This is a genomic window from Leclercia adecarboxylata (assembly GCF_006171285.1).
GTDB classification, from domain to species: Bacteria; Pseudomonadota; Gammaproteobacteria; order Enterobacterales; family Enterobacteriaceae; genus Enterobacter; species Enterobacter barmai.
The window spans coordinates 1,488,852-1,509,960 of record NZ_CP040889.1 but is presented as its reverse complement, the minus strand read 5'-3'; the positions used below and the strand labels follow the sequence as shown (position 1 = coordinate 1,509,960).

Genomic DNA, 21,109 nt, shown 5'->3' with positions numbered 1-21,109 from the left:
CTTATCAAGGGGGCTTTTTTTTAGTTCAGTTTTTCCGGTAGCCAGCAGGCGACAATTAATCCACCTTCAGGTCGATTCTCCAGCGTCAGCCTGCCGCGGTGCAGCTGCACGATACGCTGAACAATGCTCAATCCCAGTCCGCTACCGCCATAGCGTTGATCGATACGACGGAACGGCTCGGTAATTGACTGGCGATGGGCTTCCTCAATGCCAGGCCCCTGATCGCAGACACTCACCCACGTACCGCCGTCGACTTCCTGCATTCCCACTTCAATGGTGGTTCCTGCCGGGCTGTATCGCACCGCGTTTTCCAGCAAATTGCGCAGCATCAGTCGCAGCAAGGTGGCGTCACCCTGCACGCTCTGCGGGCCCGCCTGCGGCCAGATGAGGGTATGGCTTTTCGCCTCATTCTCCAGCGCCAGCGGTGCAAAAATCGCTTCACTCCAGTTAACCGTGTCGTAGTGCCCACTGGCCAGAGCCTGGCCCGCGCGGGCCAGCATCAGCAGTTGTTCCACGGTATGCATCAGCTGGTCGATGCGGGTAACCAGTGTCGTCGCCTGAGGCGAGCCTGACTGCGCCATCAGCTCCAGATGCAGGCGTATGCCCGCCAATGGCGTGCGCAGCTCGTGCGCGGCGTCAGCGGTGAACAGACGCTCCTGCTGAATGGTTTGATCCAGCCGGGCAAGGAGTTGATTCAGGGAGGTGGTGACGGCACCAATCTCTTCCATGTCGGAGTACATCGGCAGCGGGGTGAGATTGTCGGCAGATCGGTTTGCCAGGCTGGTGCGTAGCTGATTGAGCGGACGGGTGATCCAGCTGACGGCCCAGAAGGAGAACAGCAGCGTAAAGCCGACCATCACCAGCGAAGGGACCAGCAACGAGGCGATCGCCTCCCGGATCTCTTTCTCGACATGCTGATTACGGGCTTTTGCGGAGAGCGTCTCGCTCACCAGGAAGCTGATCTGCTCCCGGCTCTCATGCCACAGCCAGATGACGCTGACCAGTTGAAAGAACAGCAAAATCACTGCCAACAGCACCATCAGACGACGGCGCATGCTGTTCATTTTTGACTCTCAAGGCGATATCCCACGCCGCGCACCGTTTTGATCCGGTCTTTACCCAGCTTACGCCGCAGATTATGGATGTGAACCTCCAGCGTGTTGGAGCCCGGATCGTCCTGCCAGGAGTAGATATCCTGCTGCAAGGTCTCCCGGTGGACGGTCTGGCCGGTACGCATGATCAGCCGCGTCAGCAGGGCGAACTCTTTTGGGGTGACTTCAACCGGCCGGGAGTGCTGTAAAACCTGCTGCGTTTGCAGATTCAGCGTGAGATCGCCGTCGCTGAGCAGATTATCACTGTGCCCCTGATAGCGGCGGATCAACGCTCTGGCGCGCGCCTGGAGTTCCGCCAGTGCAAAGGGCTTAACCAGATAGTCGTCGGCGCCGGAGTCCAGGCCGTTAATCCGGTCTTCCAGCGCGTCGCGGGCGGTCAGGATCAGCACGGGATTATCGAACCCCCGGCGGCGCCACTGGCTCAGCAGGGTCGCCCCGTCTTTATCCGGCAGGCCAAGATCGAGGATTACCAGGCTATACTCGCCGCTCTGGATAAGGCCATCAGCCTCGGCGGCGGTACCCGCGCAATCAAGCGTGTAGCCCTCGGCCGAGAGCGCCAGGGCCAGCCCTTCCTGTAGCAGCAGATCGTCTTCAACAATGAGTAATTTCATCGCTAGTTATTCTGATAAATGTCCTTGTAAAGCCGGCTTTCAAAGCGCACCAGCGGGATACGGCGGTTACGTTGGTCAGCAGGTTCAACCGCATAGCCAGAAAGGTACTGCACAAATGCCATTCGCTGTCCGCTGGCGGTGGTGATAAACCCGGCCAGGTTATACACCCCTTGCAGGGAACCCGTTTTGGCAGAGACTTTGCCATCGACGCCCGCAGCGTGTAGCCCCGCACGGTACTGCAATGAGCCGTCATAACCGGCAAGCGGCAACATTGAGATGAAGTTTAGTTCAGTGTCGTGCTGAGCAATGTACTGTAGCACCTGCATCATGGTGGCAGGGGAGATCAGGTTATGACGCGACAGACCTGAACCATCCACCGCGATGGTGTTGCCAAGATCGATACCGGCCTGCTGGCGGAGGATCTGACGCACCGCATCTGAACCGGCACGCCAGGTGCCAGGTACGCCGAAGCGTGCATGGCCAATCATACGAAATACGGTATCGGCGATCATGTTGTCCGATTTTTTCAGCATGATTTTGAGCAGATCGTGCAGCGGTGCCGATTGCTTACTGGCAATCACGGTGCCGGGCTCGTTGCTCTGCGTCTGGCGCAGCAGGGTACCGCTGTAGGTAATGTTGGCCTGCTTCAGCTCATCTTTGAGGATCGCCCCCGCATAGCTTGCGCCGTCCTGAATAGCGAAGGCCAGCGGCAGCGGATCGGCGCGCTGCGACAGGCAACCGGTCAGGGTAAAGCGGTTCAGATCGCCCGGGACCACATCCAGTTCGCAGTACTGCGCTTCCGGTGAGCCTTTCGCCAGCGTACGCACCTGGCTGAACATGTTGACCGGATAGTAAGACGCCACCCGAATAAAGGCTAAATCGTTGGGTTTTGGTGCGCTGTATAACGAAATGGAGAAGCAGTTGCGATCGACAATCGCTGCCGCAGGCGGGGCGCTGAAGCACTGGGTCATATCATTCCACGGCCAGCCGGGCGCTTTATCATGGCTGGCGAAAATGGACGTATCAATGAGCACATTACCTTCAATGCGCTGGACGCCAGACTTCTTTAACACGGCGACCATGTTGCGAATATCCTGACGCTTAAAGGTCGGATCGCCGCCAAAGCGAGCGATAAGATCGCCTTTCAGTACGCCACTCTCGATGTTGCCTTTGCTTTCAAGCGTGGTCGTGAAACGAAAATCAGGTCCCAGCTGCAGCAGGGCAGCCAGCGCCGTGATCACCTTTTGCGTACTGGCGGGCAGGGCCATCTGCTGGCTGTGATAATCAATCTCAGGCGCCTGGGCCCCCACCTTTTGCACGACCAGAGCAAGATTGGCGCCATCGGGCAGCTGATTAATATACTCGTCGACGTTCGCTGCCTGGACAGTGAACGCTATAGTGGTGGTCAATCCGATGATAAATCTGGAAAATCGCATAATCTCGCGCTAACAACCCGGAAACAAACCGCCATACTACGGCCCAACGCCCTGTAAAGTAAACGATGACCCATACTGAACTTCGCGGTAAAATGCGTATCAAATTGAAAAATTGCTGCTGACCTGGGAGTTTGCTTCCGGGTCAGTTTTCTTTTGCTTCTGACCTGTGCCAGGCTGTGATGCCTGCGGGGCCAGTCGTCGGGTCGGTTACCCGTACCCAACAGGAATGTCAAAGAGGTATAACAAATGCAAGCTATTCCGATGACCTTACGTGGCGCTGAAAAACTGCGTGAAGAACTGGATTTCCTGAAATCTGTTCGCCGCCCTGAAATCATTGCTGCGATCGCTGATGCGCGTGAGCATGGAGATCTGAAAGAGAATGCTGAGTATCACGCTGCGCGTGAACAGCAGGGGTTCTGCGAAGGGCGTATTAAAGATATCGAAGCCAAGCTGTCGAATGCACAGGTGATTGATATCACAAAAATGCCAAATAACGGGCGCGTTATTTTTGGGTCCACCGTCACCGTGATCAATCTGGATACCGATGAAGAGGTCTCCTACCGCATCGTGGGTGATGACGAAGCTGACTTTAAGCAGAATCTGATCTCGGTAAACTCACCAATCGCACGCGGCCTGGTGGGTAAAGAGCAGGACGATGTTGTCACCATCCGCACCCCAGGTGGCGAAGTGGAATTCGAAATTACCAAGGTTGATTACCTGTAATTCGCATCCACGGGCAGATGTTGATACATTGTAAAGATAGGAAAAAGGCCGCATAGCGGCCTTTTATCAACTCAAGGAGCATGGCATTTTGCTCACCTGCTAAAGAAAAACCCCTCGTTTTACACAGTAACTGTGTTCAATTCAGGATAATCTTAGCGTGGCAGCGAGATTTTACGCTCTTTAGATGGGCGGTAGAGCACCAGCGTTTTACCGATGACCTGTACATTACAGGCGCCGGTCTCGCGCACGATTGCTTCCACGATCAAGGTCTTGGTGTCTCTGTCTTCAGAGGCAATTTTCACCTTGATTAATTCGTGGTGCTCCAGCGCTTGTTCAATCTCGGCCAGTACCCCTTCGGTCAAACCATTGTTGCCAAGCATAACTACAGGCTTGAGCGGATGTGCCAGACCTTTAAGGTGCTGTTTTTGTTTAGTACTCAGATTCATCGTATATTTTTGCTTACGTTGGGATTGAAAACGGTTCATTCTACCGCCATCTCCCTAATATCGCCAAATTGCTGAGTGGAAATTTACACCACAGGCTACGATGAACCAGGACGGAAAGTTAAATGACAGGTAAAAAGCGTTCTGCTAGCTCGAGCCGCTGGCTCCAGGAACACTTTAGCGATAAATATGTTCAACAGGCACAGAAAAAGGGGTTACGTTCTCGTGCCTGGTTTAAACTTGATGAAATACAGCAAAGTGACAAACTCTTTAAGCCGGGGATGACGATTGTCGACCTCGGTGCAGCGCCCGGTGGATGGTCGCAGTATGCGGTAACACAAATCGGCGGAACTGGCCGAATTATCGCCTGCGATCTTTTACCTATGGATCCCATCGTTGGTGTGGACTTCCTTCAGGGCGATTTTCGTGATGAATTAGTACTGAAAGCGTTACTTGAACGGGTAGGTGACAGTAAAGTTCAGGTTGTCATGTCCGATATGGCGCCAAATATGTGCGGAACACCGGCGGTGGATATCCCTCGCTCCATGTATCTGGTAGAACTGGCGTTAGAAATGTGTCGTGATGTATTAGCGCCGGGTGGTAGTTTTTTAGTGAAGGTGTTCCAGGGCGAAGGTTTCGAGGAGTATCTGAAGGAAATTCGCTCCCTGTTTACGAAGGTTAAAGTTCGTAAGCCGGACTCTTCGCGTGCGCGTTCACGTGAAGTGTATATTGTAGCGACCGGGCGAAAATGATAGCCGGTGAATTTCAGGCGAAAGTTTGAAATAAATCGGATACAGAGTATCCTGACGCTGTTTTTAACACAGTTGTAATAAGAGGTTAATCCCTTGAGTGACATGGCGAAAAACCTAATACTCTGGCTGGTCATTGCCGTTGTGCTGATGTCAGTATTCCAGAGCTTTGGGCCCAGCGAGTCTAATGGCCGCAAGGTGGACTACTCTACCTTCCTGCAAGAGGTCAACCAGGATCAGGTTCGCGAAGCGCGTATCAACGGACGTGAGATCAACGTTACCAAGAAAGATAGTAACCGTTACACGACTTACATTCCGGTGAACGATCCTAAGCTGCTTGATAACCTTCTGACTAAAAACGTCAAGGTGGTCGGTGAGCCGCCGGAAGAGCCAAGCCTGCTGGCTTCTATCTTCATTTCCTGGTTCCCGATGCTGCTTCTTATCGGCGTCTGGATCTTCTTTATGCGTCAGATGCAGGGCGGCGGTGGCAAAGGTGCCATGTCGTTCGGTAAGAGCAAGGCGCGTATGTTGACGGAAGACCAGATCAAAACCACTTTTGCTGACGTGGCAGGTTGCGACGAAGCAAAAGAAGAGGTAGGTGAACTGGTCGAGTACCTGCGCGAGCCGAGCCGCTTCCAGAAACTGGGCGGTAAGATCCCGAAAGGCGTCCTGATGGTCGGCCCTCCGGGTACCGGTAAAACCCTGCTGGCGAAAGCCATCGCAGGTGAAGCGAAGGTGCCATTCTTTACCATTTCAGGTTCTGACTTCGTGGAAATGTTCGTGGGTGTCGGTGCATCTCGTGTGCGTGACATGTTCGAACAGGCCAAGAAAGCAGCACCGTGCATCATCTTCATCGATGAAATCGACGCCGTAGGCCGCCAGCGTGGCGCGGGCCTGGGTGGCGGTCACGATGAACGTGAACAGACGCTGAACCAGATGCTGGTTGAAATGGATGGCTTCGAAGGTAACGAAGGTATCATCGTTATCGCGGCGACTAACCGTCCGGACGTTCTTGACCCTGCGCTACTGCGTCCAGGTCGTTTCGACCGTCAGGTTGTGGTAGGTCTGCCAGACGTTCGTGGTCGTGAGCAGATCCTGAAAGTGCATATGCGTCGCGTACCGCTGTCTCCGGACATCGATGCGGCAATCATTGCACGCGGTACACCGGGCTTCTCCGGTGCCGATCTGGCTAACCTGGTGAACGAAGCTGCGCTGTTTGCTGCCCGTGGCAACAAGCGTGTGGTTTCCATGGTGGAGTTCGAGAAAGCGAAAGACAAAATCATGATGGGTGCGGAACGTCGCTCCATGGTGATGACGGAAGCGCAGAAAGAGTCCACGGCTTACCACGAAGCAGGTCATGCGATTATCGGTCGCCTGGTACCGGAACACGATCCGGTGCATAAAGTGACGATTATCCCTCGTGGCCGTGCGCTTGGCGTGACGTTCTTCCTGCCGGAAGGCGATGCTATCAGCGCCAGCCGCCAGAAACTGGAAAGCCAGATTTCGACCCTTTACGGTGGTCGTCTGGCAGAAGAGATTATCTACGGTGTGGAACATGTTTCGACCGGCGCGTCTAACGACATTAAAGTCGCGACAAACCTGGCGCGTAACATGGTGACCCAGTGGGGCTTCTCCGACAAACTTGGTCCGCTGCTGTATGCGGAAGAAGAAGGCGAAGTGTTCCTCGGCCGCAGCGTGGCGAAAGCGAAACATATGTCCGATGAAACAGCACGTATCATCGACCAGGAAGTGAAAGCGCTGATTGAACGTAACTACGGTCGCGCCCGTCAGATCCTGAATGACAATATGGATATCCTGCACGCCATGAAAGATGCGCTCATGAAATATGAGACCATCGATGCGCCGCAGATCGACGACCTGATGGCACGCCGTGATGTTCGTCCACCGGCGGGCTGGGAAGATCCAGGCGCTTCCAACAACTCTGACAACAACGGTACGCCACGTGCGCCGCGTCCGGTCGATGAACCGCGTACGCCGAACCCGGGCAACACCATGTCAGAACAGTTGGGCGACAAATAAGTCACCGCTGTAAATGAAGTTTTCTTTACCTGAAACCCTGGGGCTTGCCCCGGGGTTTTTCTTGTCTGCTTAACCAAAAAATCAGGGACTTGCCATGAAACTCTTCGCCCAGGATTCTTATCTCGATCTTTCTCATCCGCATGTGATGGGGATCCTGAACGTCACGCCAGACTCTTTTTCAGATGGCGGCACGCATAACTCGCTTATTGATGCGGTCAGGCATGCGAATCTGATGATCAATGCCGGCGCGACGATTATCGATGTAGGTGGAGAGTCGACGCGTCCAGGGGCGGCGGATGTCAGCGTTGACGAAGAGCTGTCGCGCGTCATTCCGGTGGTGGAGGCAATTGCCCAGCGTTTCGAAGTCTGGATCTCGGTAGATACTTCAAAGCCAGAGGTGATCCGCGAATCGGCCAGAGTGGGTGCTCACATAATTAATGACATTCGCTCCCTCACCGAACCCGGCGCGCTTGAGGCGGCTGCCGAGACCGGGTTGCCGGTCTGCCTGATGCATATGCAGGGTCAGCCGAAAACCATGCAGGATGCACCGAAATACAGTGACGTGTTTGCAGACGTGAACCGCTACTTCAAAGAGCATATTGCGCGCTGTGAACGTGCCGGTATCGCAAAAGAGAAATTGCTGCTCGACCCGGGCTTCGGTTTCGGTAAAAATCTCTCTCATAACTACGAACTTCTTGCTCGCTTATCTGAGTTTCACCATTTTGGCCTGCCGCTGCTGGTCGGAATGTCGAGAAAATCCATGATAGGGCAACTGCTTAATGTTGGGCCATCAGAGCGCCTGAGTGGTAGTCTGGCCTGTGCGGTGATTGCAGCGATGCAGGGAGCAAATATAATTCGCGTCCATGACGTAAAAGAAACAGCAGAAGCCATGCGAGTGGTGGAAGCCACACTGGCAGCTAAGGAAAACTCCCGCTATGAGTAATCGTAAATTTTTTGGTACCGACGGCATTCGTGGACGCGTGGGCGATGCGCCAATTACGCCTGAGTTTGTGCTGAAGTTAGGCTGGGCGGCTGGCAAGGTGCTGGCAAGCCACGGCTCGCGCAAAATCATTATCGGTAAAGACACCCGTATTTCCGGCTATATGCTCGAATCTGCGCTGGAAGCGGGTCTGTCAGCTGCCGGGCTGTCGGCCTCTTTCACCGGCCCAATGCCAACGCCGGCAGTTGCTTACCTCACCCGCGCTTTCCGTGCGGAAGCGGGCATTGTTATCTCTGCGTCGCATAACCCGTTCTACGATAACGGCATCAAATTCTTCTCCATTGACGGTACCAAGCTGCCGGATGATGTTGAAGAAGCGATTGAAGCGGAAATGGAAAAAGAGCTCACCTGCGTTGACTCCGCTGAGCTGGGTAAAGCCAGCCGTATCGTCGATGCTGCGGGTCGCTACATTGAATTCTGCAAAGGTACCTTCCCGAACGAGCTGAGCCTGGGTCATCTGAAAATTGTGGTCGATTGCGCGAACGGTGCCACCTACCACATCGCGCCTAATGTGTTCCGTGAGCTGGGCGCGCAGGTTGTGGCTATCGGTTGCGAACCAAACGGGCTGAACATCAATGCCGAAGTGGGCGCAACGGATGTCCGCGCCCTGCAGGCGCGCGTGCTGGCAGAAAAGGCCGATCTGGGTATCGCTTACGACGGCGACGGCGACCGCGTCATCATGGTCGACCACGAAGGCAATAAAGTCGACGGCGATCAGATCCTCTATATCATTGCCCGCGAAGGTCTGCGTCAGGGGCAACTGCGCGGCGGCGCCGTCGGTACCCTGATGAGCAACATGGGCCTCGAGCTGGCGCTCAAGCAGCTGGGCATCCCGTTTGTGCGCGCGAAAGTGGGCGATCGCTACGTACTGGAAAAACTTCAGGAGAAAGGCTGGCGCATTGGGGCCGAAAACTCCGGCCACGTGATCCTGCTCGACAAAACTACTACCGGTGACGGTATTGTCGCAAGCCTGCAGGTAGTAGCGGCGATGGTGCGTAACCATATGTCCCTGCACGATCTGTGCAGTGGTATGAAAATGTTCCCGCAGATCCTGGTTAACGTCCGCTTTACCGCAGGTAAGGGCGACCCGCTGGAAAACGAGAATGTGAAAGCGGTAATGGCCGAGGTGGAAGCGGCGCTGGGCTCCCGTGGGCGCGTCCTGCTGCGTAAGTCAGGTACAGAACCGCTGATCCGTGTAATGGTGGAAGGGGAAGACGAAGCGCAGGTCACCGAATTTGCCCATCGTATCGCTGATGCGGTCAAAGCAGCGTAAATCCGGTTAAGTGCTTAAAAAGGCGGCCTGTGCCGCCTTTGTTTTGTACAGTTGTGGCGGTTTTGCTGTTTTTTTCCGCACTTGATACAATGAGCCGAAATTGCCCTTGCGAAGGTCATTCGCTTTGGTTAGTATTCACACCCGCTTCAGTGGGAAAGCAAATTTCCTGCTTATTGGTTGAAGCATTGGTATGCGGCAAATCCGCAAGGAACAGGTTGATTATGTACGAAGCTCTTTTGGTAGTTTTCCTTATTGTAGCCATCGCTCTGGTAGCGCTGATCATGCTGCAGCAAGGTAAAGGCGCTGATATGGGGGCCTCCTTTGGAGCAGGCGCTTCTGGTACGCTGTTCGGTTCAAGTGGTTCTGGTAACTTCATGACCCGCGCAACGGCGATTCTGGCAACGCTGTTTTTCATCATCAGTCTGGCGCTTGGCAATATCAATAGCAACAAGATCAACAAAGGAAGCGAGTGGGACAATCTGAGCGCGCCAGAGAAATCTGAGCAGACTCAGCCAGCTGCACCGGCTAAGCCGACCAGCGATATCCCGCAGTAAGAGAAGTATCCGTGCTGAGGTGGTGGAATTGGTAGACACGCTACCTTGAGGTGGTAGTGCCCTAACGGGCTTGTGGGTTCGAGTCCCATCCTCAGTACCAATATTCCGAAAGAAAGACGTCGAAAGACGTCTTTTTTTTCGTCTGAAGTTTATGGTTTTGTCCGGCGGCGCGATGCTTGCCGGGCCTACGAAAACAGAAATAGCAGACATTAAAAAAGGCGCCCTCAGGCGCCTTTTGTCTTTGTTAATTCGCGATTACTTTTCCAGATTCTCAACCTGCGGCAGACCATTGCCGGTGGATACGGAAAGCAGACCGTTCTCGGTATAGGTGAACAGCTTGGCGCGGGTATCGGTGATATCCAGGTTACGCATGGTCAGCTGACCAATACGATCGTCCGGGGAGAAGACGGACTCGCCTTTTTCCATGGTGAGACGTTCTGCCTGGTAGGTCAGGTTGTCAGAGACGGTATTCAGGATCGAGTAGTCGTTGCCGCGACGCAGTTCCAGGGTCACTTCACCGGTAATGGCGCTTGCCACCCAACGCTGGAGGGCATCACGCAGCATCAGCGCCTGCGGGTCGAACCAACGGCCCTGATACAGCAGTTTACCCAACTGACGACCGTGAGAGTGATACTGCTCGATGGTATCTTCGTTATGGATACCGGTCAGCAGGCGCTCGTAAGCGATGTGCAGCAGCGCCATCCCCGGAGCTTCGTAGATGCCACGGCTTTTCGCTTCGATGATACGGTTTTCAATCTGATCGCTCATACCCAGGCCGTGACGGCCGCCGATGCGGTTAGCTTCCAGCATCAGCTCCACGTCGTCAGAGAAGGTCTGGCCGTTAAGGGCAACCGGGTGGCCGCGCTCGAAACGTACGGTCACTTCTTCTGCCTGGATTTTGACGTTTTCGTCCCAGAACTTCACGCCCATGATCGGGTTTACGATCTTCACGCTGGAGTTCAGGAACTCGAGGTCTTTTGCTTCGTGCGTGGCACCCAGCATGTTGGAGTCGGTGGAGTAGGCTTTCTCGACTGACATTTTGTAGTCAAAGCCACAGGCGATCATAAATTCAGACATTTCATGACGGCCGCCGAGTTCATCGATGAAGTCAGTATCCAGCCACGGCTTGTAGATCTGCAGTTCGGCGTTGGTCAGCAGACCGTAACGGTAGAAACGTTCGATGTCGTTGCCTTTATAGGTACTGCCATCGCCCCAGATGTTAACACCATCTTCTTTCATGGCGGCAACCAGCATGGTGCCGGTAACTGCGCGGCCGAGCGGAGTGGTGTTGAAATAGGTCAGGCCACCGGTGGTGTTGTGGAAAGCACCGCACTGAATGGCAGCGATACCTTCGGCAACCAGCTGCTTACGGCAGTCAATCAGACGAGCATTCTCTGCACCATACTCCATGGCACGACGAGGGATCGCGTCATAATCGTCCTCATCCGGCTGACCCAGGTTCGCAGTATATGCATACGGAACCGCTCCCTTCTGGCGCATCCACAGCAGTGCAGCGCTGGTATCCAGGCCGCCTGAAAAAGCGATGCCAATACGTTGTCCTTGCGGAAGATGCTTGAGAATCGTCGTCATAAAATAAAACCCTGCTTGATTGACTGATGAGTGATCGCTTCACCCTAAAATGCATTTTTATGCAGAATAAGTGAGTTTTCATTTAATCATCTTTTGGCAAGTACCGAAAGAGATTCGTGTATTTTTTGTAAAAATTTCCCGTCTGAATCGCTGCGGTTCACAGGGTTGACAGGGGCCCTACGCTATCAATATACTGTATGCCGATTTTAAGTCCCGTCCTCGGTACCAAATCCCAGCATTATTTGCATTTTTTACCCACAGCGAGTAGAATTTGCCACGTTTCAGGCGCGGGGTGGAGCAGCCTGGTAGCTCGTCGGGCTCATAACCCGAAGGTCGTCGGTTCAAATCCGGCCCCCGCAACCACTTTCCTATAAAGTCCTTTTTCAAATATACTGTGAAGACTTAGCGCCTTCGTAGCTGGATTTGAAAAAATTCTTTTTGAAAGTGCTCCAGGCCACAGTTGTGGCTATAGGGTTCAGTTATCTAAAGCCCCGATTTATCGGGGTTTTTTGTTATCTGACTACAGAATAACTGGGCTTTATGCCCTTTTTTTACGTCTTGGGGGTGGGCTTGTCCACATTAGACCAAAAATTAACAGAGATGATTAAAGCGCCAGTCGAAGCACTGGGCTACGAACTGGTCGGCATCGAATTCATTCGCAGCCGTACATCCACGCTGCGCATCTATATTGATAGTGAAGATGGCATCAATGTTGATGATTGTGCTGATGTTAGCCACCAGGTGAGTGCGGTTCTTGATGTTGAAGATCCTATTACCGTCGCCTATAACCTGGAAGTTTCCTCGCCTGGTCTGCATCGCCCGCTGTTCACTGCTGAACACTACACGCACTACATTGGTGAAGAAGCGGCTATCGTTCTGCGCATGGCTGTACAAAACCGCCGTAAATGGCAGGGCGTTATTAAGGCCGTTGATGGTGAGATGATCACAGTAACAGTCGAAGGCAAAGATGAAGTGTTCGCGCTGAGTAATATCCAGAAGGCGAACCTGGTTCCCCACTTTTAACAGTCTGGATGAGGTGAAAAGCCCGCGATGAACAAAGAAATTTTGGCTGTTGTTGAAGCCGTCTCCAACGAAAAATCACTGCCGCGCGAGAAGATTTTTGAAGCGCTGGAAAGTGCACTGGCTACGGCAACCAAGAAAAAATACGAACAAGAGATTGATGTTCGCGTAAGCATCGATCGTAAGAGCGGCGATTTCGATACTTTCCGTCGTTGGGTTATCGTTGAAGAAGTAACTCAGCCAACGAAAGAGATCACTCTGGAAGCGGCACGTTTCGAAGATGAGAGCCTGAACGTTGACGATTACGTTGAAGATCAGATCGAATCCGTCACCTTCGACCGTATCACCACCCAGACTGCTAAACAGGTTATCGTCCAGAAAGTACGTGAAGCTGAGCGCGCCATGGTCGTTGACCAGTTCCGCGATCAGGAAGGCGAAATCGTCACTGGTGTGGTGAAAAAAGTTAACCGCGACAACATCTCTCTGGAGATCAAATCTGAAGGGCTGGCCGGTAACGCTGAAGCCGTTATCCTGCGTGAAGACATGCTGCCGCGTGAAAACTTCCGTCCGGGCGACCGTATCCGCGGCGTTCTGTACGCTGTGCGTCCAGAAGCGCGTGGTGCTCAGCTGTTCGTGACCCGTTCTAAACCTGAAATGCTGATCGAACTGTTCCGCATTGAAGTGCCAGAAATTGGCGAAGAAGTGATCGAGATTAAAGCCGCTGCCCGCGATCCGGGTTCTCGTGCGAAAATTGCGGTGAAAACCAACGACAAGCGTATCGATCCGGTCGGTGCTTGCGTCGGTATGCGTGGCGCGCGTGTTCAGGCCGTTTCGACTGAACTCGGTGGCGAGCGTATTGATATCGTTCTGTGGGACGACAACCCGGCGCAGTTCGTGATTAACGCGATGGCTCCGGCTGACGTTGCCTCTATCGTTGTAGACGAAGACAAGCACACCATGGATATCGCCGTCGAAGCAGGTAACCTGGCACAGGCTATCGGCCGTAACGGTCAGAACGTCCGTCTGGCTTCGCAGCTGAGCGGCTGGGAACTCAACGTAATGACCGTTGACGACCTGCAGGCTAAGCACCAGGCTGAAGCCCATGCAGCCATTGATACCTTCACTAAATACCTGGACATTGACGAAGACTTCGCCACCGTTCTGGTTGAAGAAGGTTTCTCAACGCTGGAAGAACTGGCCTACGTGCCAATGAAAGAACTGCTGGAAATTGACGGTCTGGACGAAGCAACCGTTGAAGCCCTGCGTGACCGCGCTAAAAACGCACTGACCACCCTGGCACTGGCTCAGGAAGAAAGCCTTGGTGATAACAAGCCGGCTGATGACCTGCTGAATCTGGAAGGTCTTGATCGTGCGATCGCGTTCAAGCTGGCTGCCCGTGGTGTTTGTACGCTGGAAGATCTCGCTGAACAAGGCGTTGATGACCTGGCTGATATCGACGGTTTAACCGACGAGAAAGCCGGCGAGCTCATCATGGCCGCACGTAATATCTGCTGGTTCGGCGACGAAGCGTAATAAACTGTAGCAGGAAGGAACAGCATGACTGATGTAACTGTAAAAACGCTGGCTGCTGAGATTCAGACTTCCGTGGACCGCCTGGTACAGCAATTTGCTGATGCAGGGATCCCTAAGTCTGCTGATGACTCAGTGACCGCGCAAGAAAAACAAACCTTATTATCGCACCTGAACCGTGAGCACGGCTCAGCGCCTGATAAACTGACGTTACAGCGTAAAACGCGCAGTACGTTAAATGTTCCAGGTACCGGTGGAAAAAGCAAATCGGTACAAATCGAAGTCCGCAAGACGCGCACCTTTGTAAAACGTGATCCGCAAGAGGCTGAACGCCTTGCAGCGGAAGAGCAGGCACAGCGTGAAGCGGAAGAACAAGCTCAGCGTGAGGCGGAATTAGCCGCCAAACGTGAGGCAGAATTAAAAGCTGAACGTGAGGCCGCAGAAAAAGCGAAGCGCGATGCCAGTGATAAAGCGAAGCGTGACGCGGCGGAAAAAGACAAAGTGAGCAATCAACAGACTGACGAAATGACCAAAACAGCCCAGACGGAAAAAGCCCGTCGTGAAAATGAAGCTGCCGAACTGAAGCGTAAAGCGGAAGAAGAAGCACGCCGTAAGCTGGAAGAAGACGCACGTCGTGTTGCTGAAGAAGCGCGCCGTATGGCAGAAGAAAACGAGAAGAACGGCGTGAATACCGCTGAACCGTCTGAAGACAACAGCGATTACCACGTAACTACTTCTCAGCACGCGCGTCAGGCAGAAGACGAAAACGACCGTGAGGTTGAAGGTGGCCGTGGCCGTACCCGCACCGCATCCAAAACTGCGCGTCCTCAGAAGAAAGGCAACAAGCACGCTGAATCCAAAGCCGATCGCGAAGAAGCGCGTGCAGCGGGTCGCGGTGGTAAAGGTGGCAAGCGTAAAGGTTCCGCGCTGCAGCAGGGCTTCCAGAAGCCAGCTCAGGCCGTTAACCGTGACGTTATCATCGGCGAAACCATCACCGTTGGCGATCTGGCGAACAAGATGGCCGTTAAAGGCTCTCAGGTCATCAAAGCAATGATGAAGCTGGGCGCTATGGCGACCATCAACCAGGTCATCGACCAGGAAACCGCACAGCTGGTTGCCGAAGAGATGGGCCACAAAGTTATCCTGCGTCGTGAAAACGAGCTGGAAGAAGCGGTAATGAGCGACCGTGACACTGGCGCAGCAGCTGAGCCGCGTGCTCCAGTTGTGACCATCATGGGTCACGTTGACCACGGTAAAACCTCTCTGCTGGACTACATTCGTTCCACCAAAGTCGCCTCTGGCGAAGCAGGCGGCATTACCCAGCACATCGGTGCATACCATGTAGAAACCGATAACGGGATGATCACCTTCCTGGATACCCCGGGCCACGCCGCGTTTACCTCTATGCGTGCTCGTGGTGCTCAGGCAACGGATATCGTTGTTCTGGTGGTTGCGGCAGACGATGGCGTAATGCCACAGACCATCGAAGCTATCCAGCACGCGAAAGCGGCGCAGGTGCCTCTGGTTGTTGCTGTGAACAAAATCGATAAGCCAGAAGCGGACATGGATCGCGTTAAAAACGAACTGTCCCAGTACGGTGTTATGCCGGAAGAGTGGGGCGGTGAGTCTCAGTTCATCCCGGTTTCTGCAAAAGTCGGTACCGGTATCGATGACCTGCTGAACGCAATCCTGCTGCAGGCTGAAGTTCTGGAGCTGAAAGCGATTCGCAACGGTATGGCGAGCGGCGCGGTAATTGAATCCTTCCTGGATAAAGGCCGTGGCCCGGTGGCTACCGTTCTGGTCCGTGAAGGTACCCTGAACAAAGGCGACATCGTTCTGTGTGGCTTCGAATATGGCCGTGTTCGTGCAATGCGTGACGAGCTGGGTCGTGAAGTGCTGGAAGCGGGTCCATCCATTCCTGTGGAAATCCTCGGCCTGTCCGGTGTTCCGGCTGCCGGTGATGAAGTGACCGTTGTTCGTGACGAGAAGAAAGCGCGTGAAGTTGCGCTGTACCGTCAGGGCAAATTCCGTGAAGTTAAACTGGCTCGTCAGCAGAAATCTAAACTCGAGAACATGTTCGCCAACATGACCGAAGGCGAAGTTCACGAAGTGAACGTCGTTCTGAAGGCAGACGTTCAGGGTTCTGTGGAAGCGATCTCCGACTCTTTACTGAAACTGTCTACCGACGAAGTGAAAGTGAAGATCATCGGTTCCGGCGTAGGTGGTATCACCGAAACCGACGCAACCCTGGCAGCAGCGTCCAACGCAATTCTGGTTGGCTTCAACGTTCGTGCCGATGCTTCTGCGCGTCGCGTGATCGAAGCGGAAAGCCTGGATCTGCGTTACTACTCCGTCATCTATCACCTGATCGACGAAGTGAAAGCAGCGATGAGCGGTATGCTGTCTCCGGAACTGAAACAGCAGATCATCGGTCTGGCTGAAGTTCGTGACGTGTTCAAATCACCGAAATTCGGTGCGATCGCGGGCTGTATGGTTACCGAAGGTAACATCAAGCGTCACAACCCAATCCGCGTATTGCGTGACAACGTGGTTATCTACGAAGGCGAGCTGGAATCCCTGCGCCGCTTCAAAGATGACGTTAACGAAGTCCGTAACGGTATGGAATGTGGTATCGGCGTGAAGAACTACAACGACGTTCGCGTTGGCGATATGATCGAAGTGTTCGAGATCATCGAAATTCAGCGTACCATCGCGTAATCTTTGTGGGCTTTTGGGCCGCAACTGCGTAGGCCGGGTAAGCGAAGCGCCACCCGGCAATAATTTTAAAAAGGGGCTTTAGCCCCTTTTTTGTCTGGAGAATTTATTATGGCGAAAGAATTTGGTCGCCCTCAGCGCGTAGCGCAGGAAATGCAAAAAGAGATCGCAATCATCCTGCAGCGCGAAATTAAAGACCCACGTCTGGGCATGATGACCACCGTATCCGGTGTCGAAGTCTCCCGCGATCTTGCCTATGCCAAAGTGTTTGTCACCTTCCTGAACGATCAGGATGAAGCGGCGGTTAAGCTGGGTATCAAAGCACTGCAGGATGCATCCGGTTTTATCCGTTCCCTGTTGGGCAAAGCTATGCGTCTGCGTATCGTGCCGGAACTGACCTTCTTCTACGACAACTCACTGGTTGAAGGGATGCGCATGTCCAACCTGGTCACCAGCGTGGTGAAGCAGGATGATGAGCGTCGTGTGAACCCGGACGATAAAAAGGAGGACTGATGAGTCGTCCTCGTCGTCGCGGTCGCGACGTGCACGGCGTGCTGCTGCTGGATAAACCTCAGGGGGCTTCCAGCAACGACGTGCTGCAAAAAGTAAAACGTCTCTACAATGCTAACCGTGCTGGACATACCGGTGCGCTGGATCCGCTGGCGACCGGTATGCTGCCGATTTGCCTGGGTGAAGCGACGAAGTTTTCCCAGTATCTGCTGGATTCGGACAAACGCTACCGCGTGATTGCAAAGCTGGGCCAGCGTACGGACACCTCCGATGCGGATGGTCAGGTTGTTGAAGAGCGTCCGGTGACGTTCAGCGCTGAGCAGCTTGAGGCTGCGCTGGAGAGCTTCCGTGGCGATACCCAGCAGGTGCCGTCAATGTATTCGGCGCTGAAGTACCAAGGCAAAAAGCTCTATGAGTATGCCCGTCAGGGGATTGAAGTACCTCGCGAGGCCCGTCCGATTACGGTGTATGAGCTGCTGTTCATCCGTCACGAAGGCGATGAGCTGGAGCTGGAAGTGCACTGCTCAAAAGGCACCTACATCCGCACCATCATCGACGATCTGGGTGAAAAGTTGGGCTGTGGCGCACACGTCATTTATCTGCGTCGTCTGGCGGTCAGCAAATACCCGGCTGAGCGGATGGTGACGCTGGAGCAGCTGCAGGCGCTGGTAGATCAGGCGCAGGCGCAGGGCGCTGAAGTCGCGGATTTGCTGGACCCTTTACTGATGCCGATGGACAGTCCTGCTTCGGACTATCCGGTGGTGAATCTGCCGTTAACCTCCTCCGTTTACTTTAAAAACGGCAACCCGGTGCGTACGGCGAGTGTGCCTGCGCAGGGGCTGGTACGCGTAACGGAAGGGGATGAGAACACTTTTATCGGTATGGGTGAAATCGACGACGAAGGTCGCGTCGCACCACGTCGTCTGGTGGTTGAATATCCGGCATAAGCTGACGCCTCACCTTGCGATAAGCAGGGGAGGCGGGTAGAATATTGCGGCTTAACGTCTGGAAAATTGTTTAACAATTGACATGCGTTATACATGGGAAAGCTGAATTAGAGATCGGCTTCCTTTCATTCTTTATATTTTGGAGTTTTAAAATGTCTCTAAGCGTTGAAGCTAAAGCTAAAATCGTTTCTGAGTTTGGTCGTGATGCTAACGACAGCGGTTCTACCGAAGTTCAGGTTGCACTGCTGACTGCACAGATTAACCACCTGCAGGGTCACTTTGCAGAGCACAAAAAAGATCACCACAGCCGTCGTGGTCTGCTGCGTATGGTTTCTCAGCGTCGTAAACTGCTCGACTACCTGAAACGTAAAGATGTTGCACGCTACACCGCGCTGATCGAGCGTCTGGGTCTGCGTCGCTAAGTCTTGCGAGTTTCAGAAAAGGGGGCCTTATGGCCCCTTTTTTCAACCAGACCGCAGCAATTCACTGGAAACTAATGTATTGTTGCTATAAATGATCTTCATTGCAGAGGTTCGCGCGGCTAATGAGAGGCTTCACTCATGAGGGTGTCGGTTGTCATTAGTCGCGAGGATGCGAAGAAGGTCCGGTAAAAGTCAGCACGCCTCTGGTGTGCTGTCATTCATTTAAGAAAGGACAGAATCTTGCTGAATCCGATCGTTCGTAAATTCCAGTACGGTCAACATACCGTTACGCTGGAAACCGGCATGATGGCGCGTCAGGCTACTGCTGCCGTTATGGTAAGCATGGATGACACCGCGGTATTCGTAACCGTAGTTGGCCAGAAAAAAGCAAAACCAGGTCAGGACTTCTTCCCACTGACCGTAAACTACCAGGAGCGTACCTACGCTGCCGGTAAAATCCCGGGTGGTTTCTTCCGTCGTGAAGGCCGTCCAAGCGAAGGCGAAACCCTGATTGCGCGTCTGATTGACCGCCCGGTTCGTCCGCTGTTCCCGGAAGGCTTCGTGAACGAAGTCCAGGTTATCGCCACCGTTGTTTCCGTTAACCCACAGGTTAACCCGGACATCGTTGCGATGATCGGCGCATCTGCAGCCCTGTCCCTGTCTGGTATTCCATTCAACGGTCCTATCGGTGCTGCGCGCGTTGGTTACATCAATGACCAGTACGTTCTGAACCCAACTCAGGACGAGCTGAAAGAGAGCAAGCTGGACCTGGTAGTTGCCGGTACAGAAGCTGCGGTACTGATGGTTGAATCCGAAGCAGAACTGCTGAGCGAAGACCAGATGCTGGGCGCTGTGGTATTTGGCCACGACCAGCAGCAGATCGTTATCCAGAACATCAACGACCTGGTGAAAGAAGCCGGTAAACCACGTTGGGACTGGCAGCCAGAAGCAGTAAACGACGCGCTGAATGCACGCGTTGCAGCCCTGGCAGAAGCACGTCTGAGCGATGCTTACCGCATCACCGACAAGCAGGAGCGTTATGCTCAGGTTGACGTCATCAAATCTGAAACCATCGCTACGCTGGTTGCAGAAGATGAATCCCTGGACGCTAACGAGCTGAGCGAAATTCTGCACGCTATCGAGAAAAACGTTGTTCGTAGCCGCGTTCTGGCAGGCGAGCCGCGTATCGATGGCCGTGAAAAAGACATGATCCGTGGTCTGGATGTGCGTACTGGCGTTCTGCCACGTACTCACGGTTCCGCACTGTTCACCCGTGGTGAAACGCAGGCGCTGGTTACCGCGACCCTGGGTACTGCCCGTGACGCACAGAACATCGATGAACTGATGGGCGAGCGCACTGACAGCTTCCTGTTCCACTACAACTTCCCTCCGTACTCCGTAGGTGAAACCGGTATGGTTGGCTCGCCGAAGCGTCGTGAAATTGGTCACGGTCGTCTGGCGAAGCGCGGCGTACTGGCTGTAATGCCAGATGCTGATAAATTCCCGTACACCGTTCGCGTGGTTTCTGAAATCACCGAATCTAACGGTTCTTCTTCCATGGCTTCCGTGTGTGGTGCTTCTCTGGCACTGATGGACGCGGGTGTTCCTGTGAAAGCAGCCGTTGCGGGTATCGCGATGGGTCTGGTGAAAGAAGGCGACAACTACGTTGTTCTGTCTGACATCCTGGGCGACGAAGATCACCTGGGTGATATGGACTTCAAAGTTGCGGGTTCCCGCGAAGGTATCTCTGCCCTGCAGATGGATATCAAAATTGAAGGCATCACCAAAGAGATCATGCATGCTGCGCTGAACCAGGCGAAAGGTGCACGTCTGCACATCCTGAGCGTAATGGAACAGGCGATTAATGCGCCGCGTGGCGACATTTCTCAGTTCGCACCACGTATCCACACCATCAAGATCAGCCCGGACAAGATCAAAGACGTTATCGGTAAAGGCGGTTCTGTTATCCGTGCTCTGACCGAAGAGACCGGCACCACCATCGAAATCGAAGATGACGGTACTGTGAAGATCGCAGCGACCGACGGCGAGAAAGCGAAATTCGCTATTCGTCGTATCGAAGAGATCACTGCAGAGATCGAAGTGGGCCGTATCTACAGCGGTAAAGTGACCCGTATCGTTGACTTTGGCGCATTCGTTGCCATCGGTGGCGGTAAAGAAGGTCTGGTTCACATCTCTCAGATCGCTGACAAGCGCGTTGAGAAAGTGACCGATTACCTGCAGATGGGTCAGGAAGTTCCGGTTAAAGTTCTGGAAGTTGACCGCCAGGGCCGTATCCGTCTGAGCATTAAAGAAGCGACCGAGCAATCCTCTGCCGCTGCGCCGGAAGCTCCGGCAGCAGAACAGGGCGAGTAAGGTTGCCTTTTGCCCTCCGCGCAAGCGGGGGGCTTGTTATCAGGCAGGACGCCTTGTTGAG

The 21,109-nt window shown here is 53.8% G+C and carries 18 protein-coding genes and 2 tRNA genes; 15 read left to right on the top strand and 5 right to left on the bottom strand.

Annotated elements, in window-relative coordinates; all coding sequences use genetic code 11:
* Positions 1-20: 20 nt before the first annotated feature.
* The 3 genes from pmrB to dacB are packed head-to-tail and all read right to left on the bottom strand — an operon-like array spanning position 21 to position 3,159.
* On the bottom strand, positions 21-1,064 hold the full coding sequence (gene pmrB, locus FHN83_RS08920; RefSeq protein ID WP_139563702.1) for a two-component system sensor histidine kinase PmrB: 1,044 nt from the start codon (positions 1,062-1,064) through the stop codon (positions 21-23).
* Positions 1,061-1,723, bottom strand: a complete 663-nt coding sequence (gene pmrA, locus FHN83_RS08915; protein WP_039031643.1) for a two-component system response regulator PmrA — start codon at positions 1,721-1,723, stop codon at positions 1,061-1,063. The genes pmrB and pmrA overlap by 4 nt, the downstream gene beginning before the upstream one ends.
* Positions 1,724-1,725: 2 nt before the next feature.
* Positions 1,726-3,159: a serine-type D-Ala-D-Ala carboxypeptidase gene (gene dacB / locus FHN83_RS08910; RefSeq protein WP_039031644.1), complete on the bottom strand. Its 1,434-nt coding sequence runs from the start codon at positions 3,157-3,159 to the stop codon at positions 1,726-1,728.
* A gap of 246 nt (positions 3,160-3,405) precedes the next feature.
* On the opposite strand from dacB, the gene greA reads away from it, so the two are divergent.
* Positions 3,406-3,882 carry a transcription elongation factor GreA gene (gene greA / locus FHN83_RS08905; protein WP_039031645.1) on the top strand — a complete coding sequence of 159 codons (477 nt, stop codon included), beginning with the start codon at positions 3,406-3,408 and terminating at the stop codon, positions 3,880-3,882.
* Between the two features lie 152 nt (positions 3,883-4,034).
* Here greA and yhbY read toward each other — a convergent pair whose 3' ends face one another.
* A complete protein-coding gene (gene yhbY, locus FHN83_RS08900; protein WP_032614629.1) occupies positions 4,035-4,328 on the bottom strand; it encodes a ribosome assembly RNA-binding protein YhbY in 294 nt (97 codons plus the stop codon).
* Between the two features lie 122 nt (positions 4,329-4,450).
* Here yhbY and rlmE point away from each other — a divergent pair, with 122 nt between their 5' ends.
* The 6 genes from rlmE to FHN83_RS08870 all read left to right on the top strand — a co-directional run bounded on the left by rlmE (position 4,451) and on the right by FHN83_RS08870 (position 10,041).
* Positions 4,451-5,077 (top strand): 23S rRNA (uridine(2552)-2'-O)-methyltransferase RlmE, encoded by a 627-nt coding sequence (gene rlmE / locus FHN83_RS08895; RefSeq protein WP_039031646.1) that lies wholly within the window; start codon positions 4,451-4,453, stop codon positions 5,075-5,077.
* A gap of 102 nt (positions 5,078-5,179) precedes the next feature.
* Complete coding sequence (gene ftsH, locus FHN83_RS08890; protein WP_039031647.1) at positions 5,180-7,114, top strand: ATP-dependent zinc metalloprotease FtsH; 1,935 nt, start codon at positions 5,180-5,182, stop codon at positions 7,112-7,114.
* Between the two features lie 94 nt (positions 7,115-7,208).
* The gene (folP, locus tag FHN83_RS08885; RefSeq protein ID WP_039031648.1) at positions 7,209-8,057 is read left to right on the top strand and encodes a dihydropteroate synthase; all 849 of its coding nucleotides are present in this window, start codon (positions 7,209-7,211) and stop codon (positions 8,055-8,057) included.
* On the top strand, positions 8,050-9,387 hold the full coding sequence (gene glmM / locus FHN83_RS08880; protein WP_114385673.1) for a phosphoglucosamine mutase: 1,338 nt from the start codon (positions 8,050-8,052) through the stop codon (positions 9,385-9,387). The genes folP and glmM overlap by 8 nt, the downstream gene beginning before the upstream one ends.
* 221 nt (positions 9,388-9,608) lie before the next feature.
* Complete coding sequence (gene secG / locus FHN83_RS08875) at positions 9,609-9,941, top strand: preprotein translocase subunit SecG (RefSeq protein WP_139563701.1); 333 nt, start codon at positions 9,609-9,611, stop codon at positions 9,939-9,941.
* A gap of 13 nt (positions 9,942-9,954) precedes the next feature.
* Positions 9,955-10,041: transfer RNA gene (locus FHN83_RS08870), tRNA-Leu, on the top strand.
* A 155-nt stretch (positions 10,042-10,196) separates the two neighbouring features.
* Here the strand turns inward: FHN83_RS08870 and argG are convergent.
* A complete protein-coding gene (gene argG, locus FHN83_RS08865) occupies positions 10,197-11,531 on the bottom strand; it encodes an argininosuccinate synthase (RefSeq protein WP_039031651.1) in 1,335 nt (444 codons plus the stop codon).
* A gap of 286 nt (positions 11,532-11,817) precedes the next feature.
* On the opposite strand from argG, the gene FHN83_RS08860 reads away from it, so the two are divergent.
* From FHN83_RS08860 to pnp, 8 genes are all read left to right on the top strand, one after another.
* Positions 11,818-11,894 (top strand) — tRNA-Met (locus tag FHN83_RS08860).
* Between the two features lie 207 nt (positions 11,895-12,101).
* Entirely contained in the window at positions 12,102-12,554 is a 453-nt protein-coding gene (gene rimP / locus FHN83_RS08855; protein ID WP_032614627.1) for a ribosome maturation factor RimP, read from the top strand.
* Positions 12,555-12,581: 27 nt separating this feature from the next.
* Positions 12,582-14,084 (top strand): transcription termination factor NusA, encoded by a 1,503-nt coding sequence (gene nusA, locus FHN83_RS08850; protein WP_039031652.1) that lies wholly within the window; start codon positions 12,582-12,584, stop codon positions 14,082-14,084.
* A gap of 24 nt (positions 14,085-14,108) precedes the next feature.
* Positions 14,109-16,799 (top strand): translation initiation factor IF-2, encoded by a 2,691-nt coding sequence (gene infB, locus FHN83_RS08845; RefSeq protein ID WP_039031653.1) that lies wholly within the window; start codon positions 14,109-14,111, stop codon positions 16,797-16,799.
* Between the two features lie 108 nt (positions 16,800-16,907).
* Positions 16,908-17,309: a 30S ribosome-binding factor RbfA gene (rbfA, locus tag FHN83_RS08840; protein WP_039031654.1), complete on the top strand. Its 402-nt coding sequence runs from the start codon at positions 16,908-16,910 to the stop codon at positions 17,307-17,309.
* Complete coding sequence (truB, locus tag FHN83_RS08835; RefSeq protein WP_139563700.1) at positions 17,309-18,253, top strand: tRNA pseudouridine(55) synthase TruB; 945 nt, start codon at positions 17,309-17,311, stop codon at positions 18,251-18,253. Before rbfA ends, truB begins: the two co-directional genes overlap by 1 nt.
* Positions 18,254-18,405: 152 nt before the next feature.
* Entirely contained in the window at positions 18,406-18,675 is a 270-nt protein-coding gene (gene rpsO / locus FHN83_RS08830) for a 30S ribosomal protein S15 (RefSeq protein WP_032614416.1), read from the top strand.
* Between the two features lie 240 nt (positions 18,676-18,915).
* Positions 18,916-21,048, top strand: a complete 2,133-nt coding sequence (gene pnp / locus FHN83_RS08825; RefSeq protein ID WP_039031656.1) for a polyribonucleotide nucleotidyltransferase — start codon at positions 18,916-18,918, stop codon at positions 21,046-21,048.
* Positions 21,049-21,109: the final 61 nt, after the last annotated feature.

Excerpts from the sequence above, each read along its gene's own strand:
- infB (WP_039031653.1), top strand. The coding sequence starts at position 14,109 with ATGACTGATGTAACTGTAAAAACGCTGGCTGCTGAGATTCAGACTTCC.
- rbfA (WP_039031654.1), top strand. The coding sequence starts at position 16,908 with ATGGCGAAAGAATTTGGTCGCCCTCAGCGCGTAGCGCAGGAAATGCAA.
- argG (WP_039031651.1), bottom strand. The coding sequence starts at position 11,531 with ATGACGACGATTCTCAAGCATCTTCCGCAAGGACAACGTATTGGCATC.
- secG (WP_139563701.1), top strand. The coding sequence starts at position 9,609 with ATGTACGAAGCTCTTTTGGTAGTTTTCCTTATTGTAGCCATCGCTCTG.
- yhbY (WP_032614629.1), bottom strand. The coding sequence starts at position 4,328 with ATGAATCTGAGTACTAAACAAAAACAGCACCTTAAAGGTCTGGCACAT.
- ftsH (WP_039031647.1), top strand. The coding sequence starts at position 5,180 with ATGGCGAAAAACCTAATACTCTGGCTGGTCATTGCCGTTGTGCTGATG.
- rpsO (WP_032614416.1), top strand. The coding sequence starts at position 18,406 with ATGTCTCTAAGCGTTGAAGCTAAAGCTAAAATCGTTTCTGAGTTTGGT.
- truB (WP_139563700.1), top strand. The coding sequence starts at position 17,309 with ATGAGTCGTCCTCGTCGTCGCGGTCGCGACGTGCACGGCGTGCTGCTG.
- folP (WP_039031648.1), top strand. The coding sequence starts at position 7,209 with ATGAAACTCTTCGCCCAGGATTCTTATCTCGATCTTTCTCATCCGCAT.
- dacB (WP_039031644.1), bottom strand. The coding sequence starts at position 3,159 with ATGCGATTTTCCAGATTTATCATCGGATTGACCACCACTATAGCGTTC.
- glmM (WP_114385673.1), top strand. The coding sequence starts at position 8,050 with ATGAGTAATCGTAAATTTTTTGGTACCGACGGCATTCGTGGACGCGTG.
- rlmE (WP_039031646.1), top strand. The coding sequence starts at position 4,451 with ATGACAGGTAAAAAGCGTTCTGCTAGCTCGAGCCGCTGGCTCCAGGAA.
- nusA (WP_039031652.1), top strand. The coding sequence starts at position 12,582 with ATGAACAAAGAAATTTTGGCTGTTGTTGAAGCCGTCTCCAACGAAAAA.
- pmrB (WP_139563702.1), bottom strand. The coding sequence starts at position 1,064 with ATGAACAGCATGCGCCGTCGTCTGATGGTGCTGTTGGCAGTGATTTTG.
- greA (WP_039031645.1), top strand. The coding sequence starts at position 3,406 with ATGCAAGCTATTCCGATGACCTTACGTGGCGCTGAAAAACTGCGTGAA.
- pmrA (WP_039031643.1), bottom strand. The coding sequence starts at position 1,723 with ATGAAATTACTCATTGTTGAAGACGATCTGCTGCTACAGGAAGGGCTG.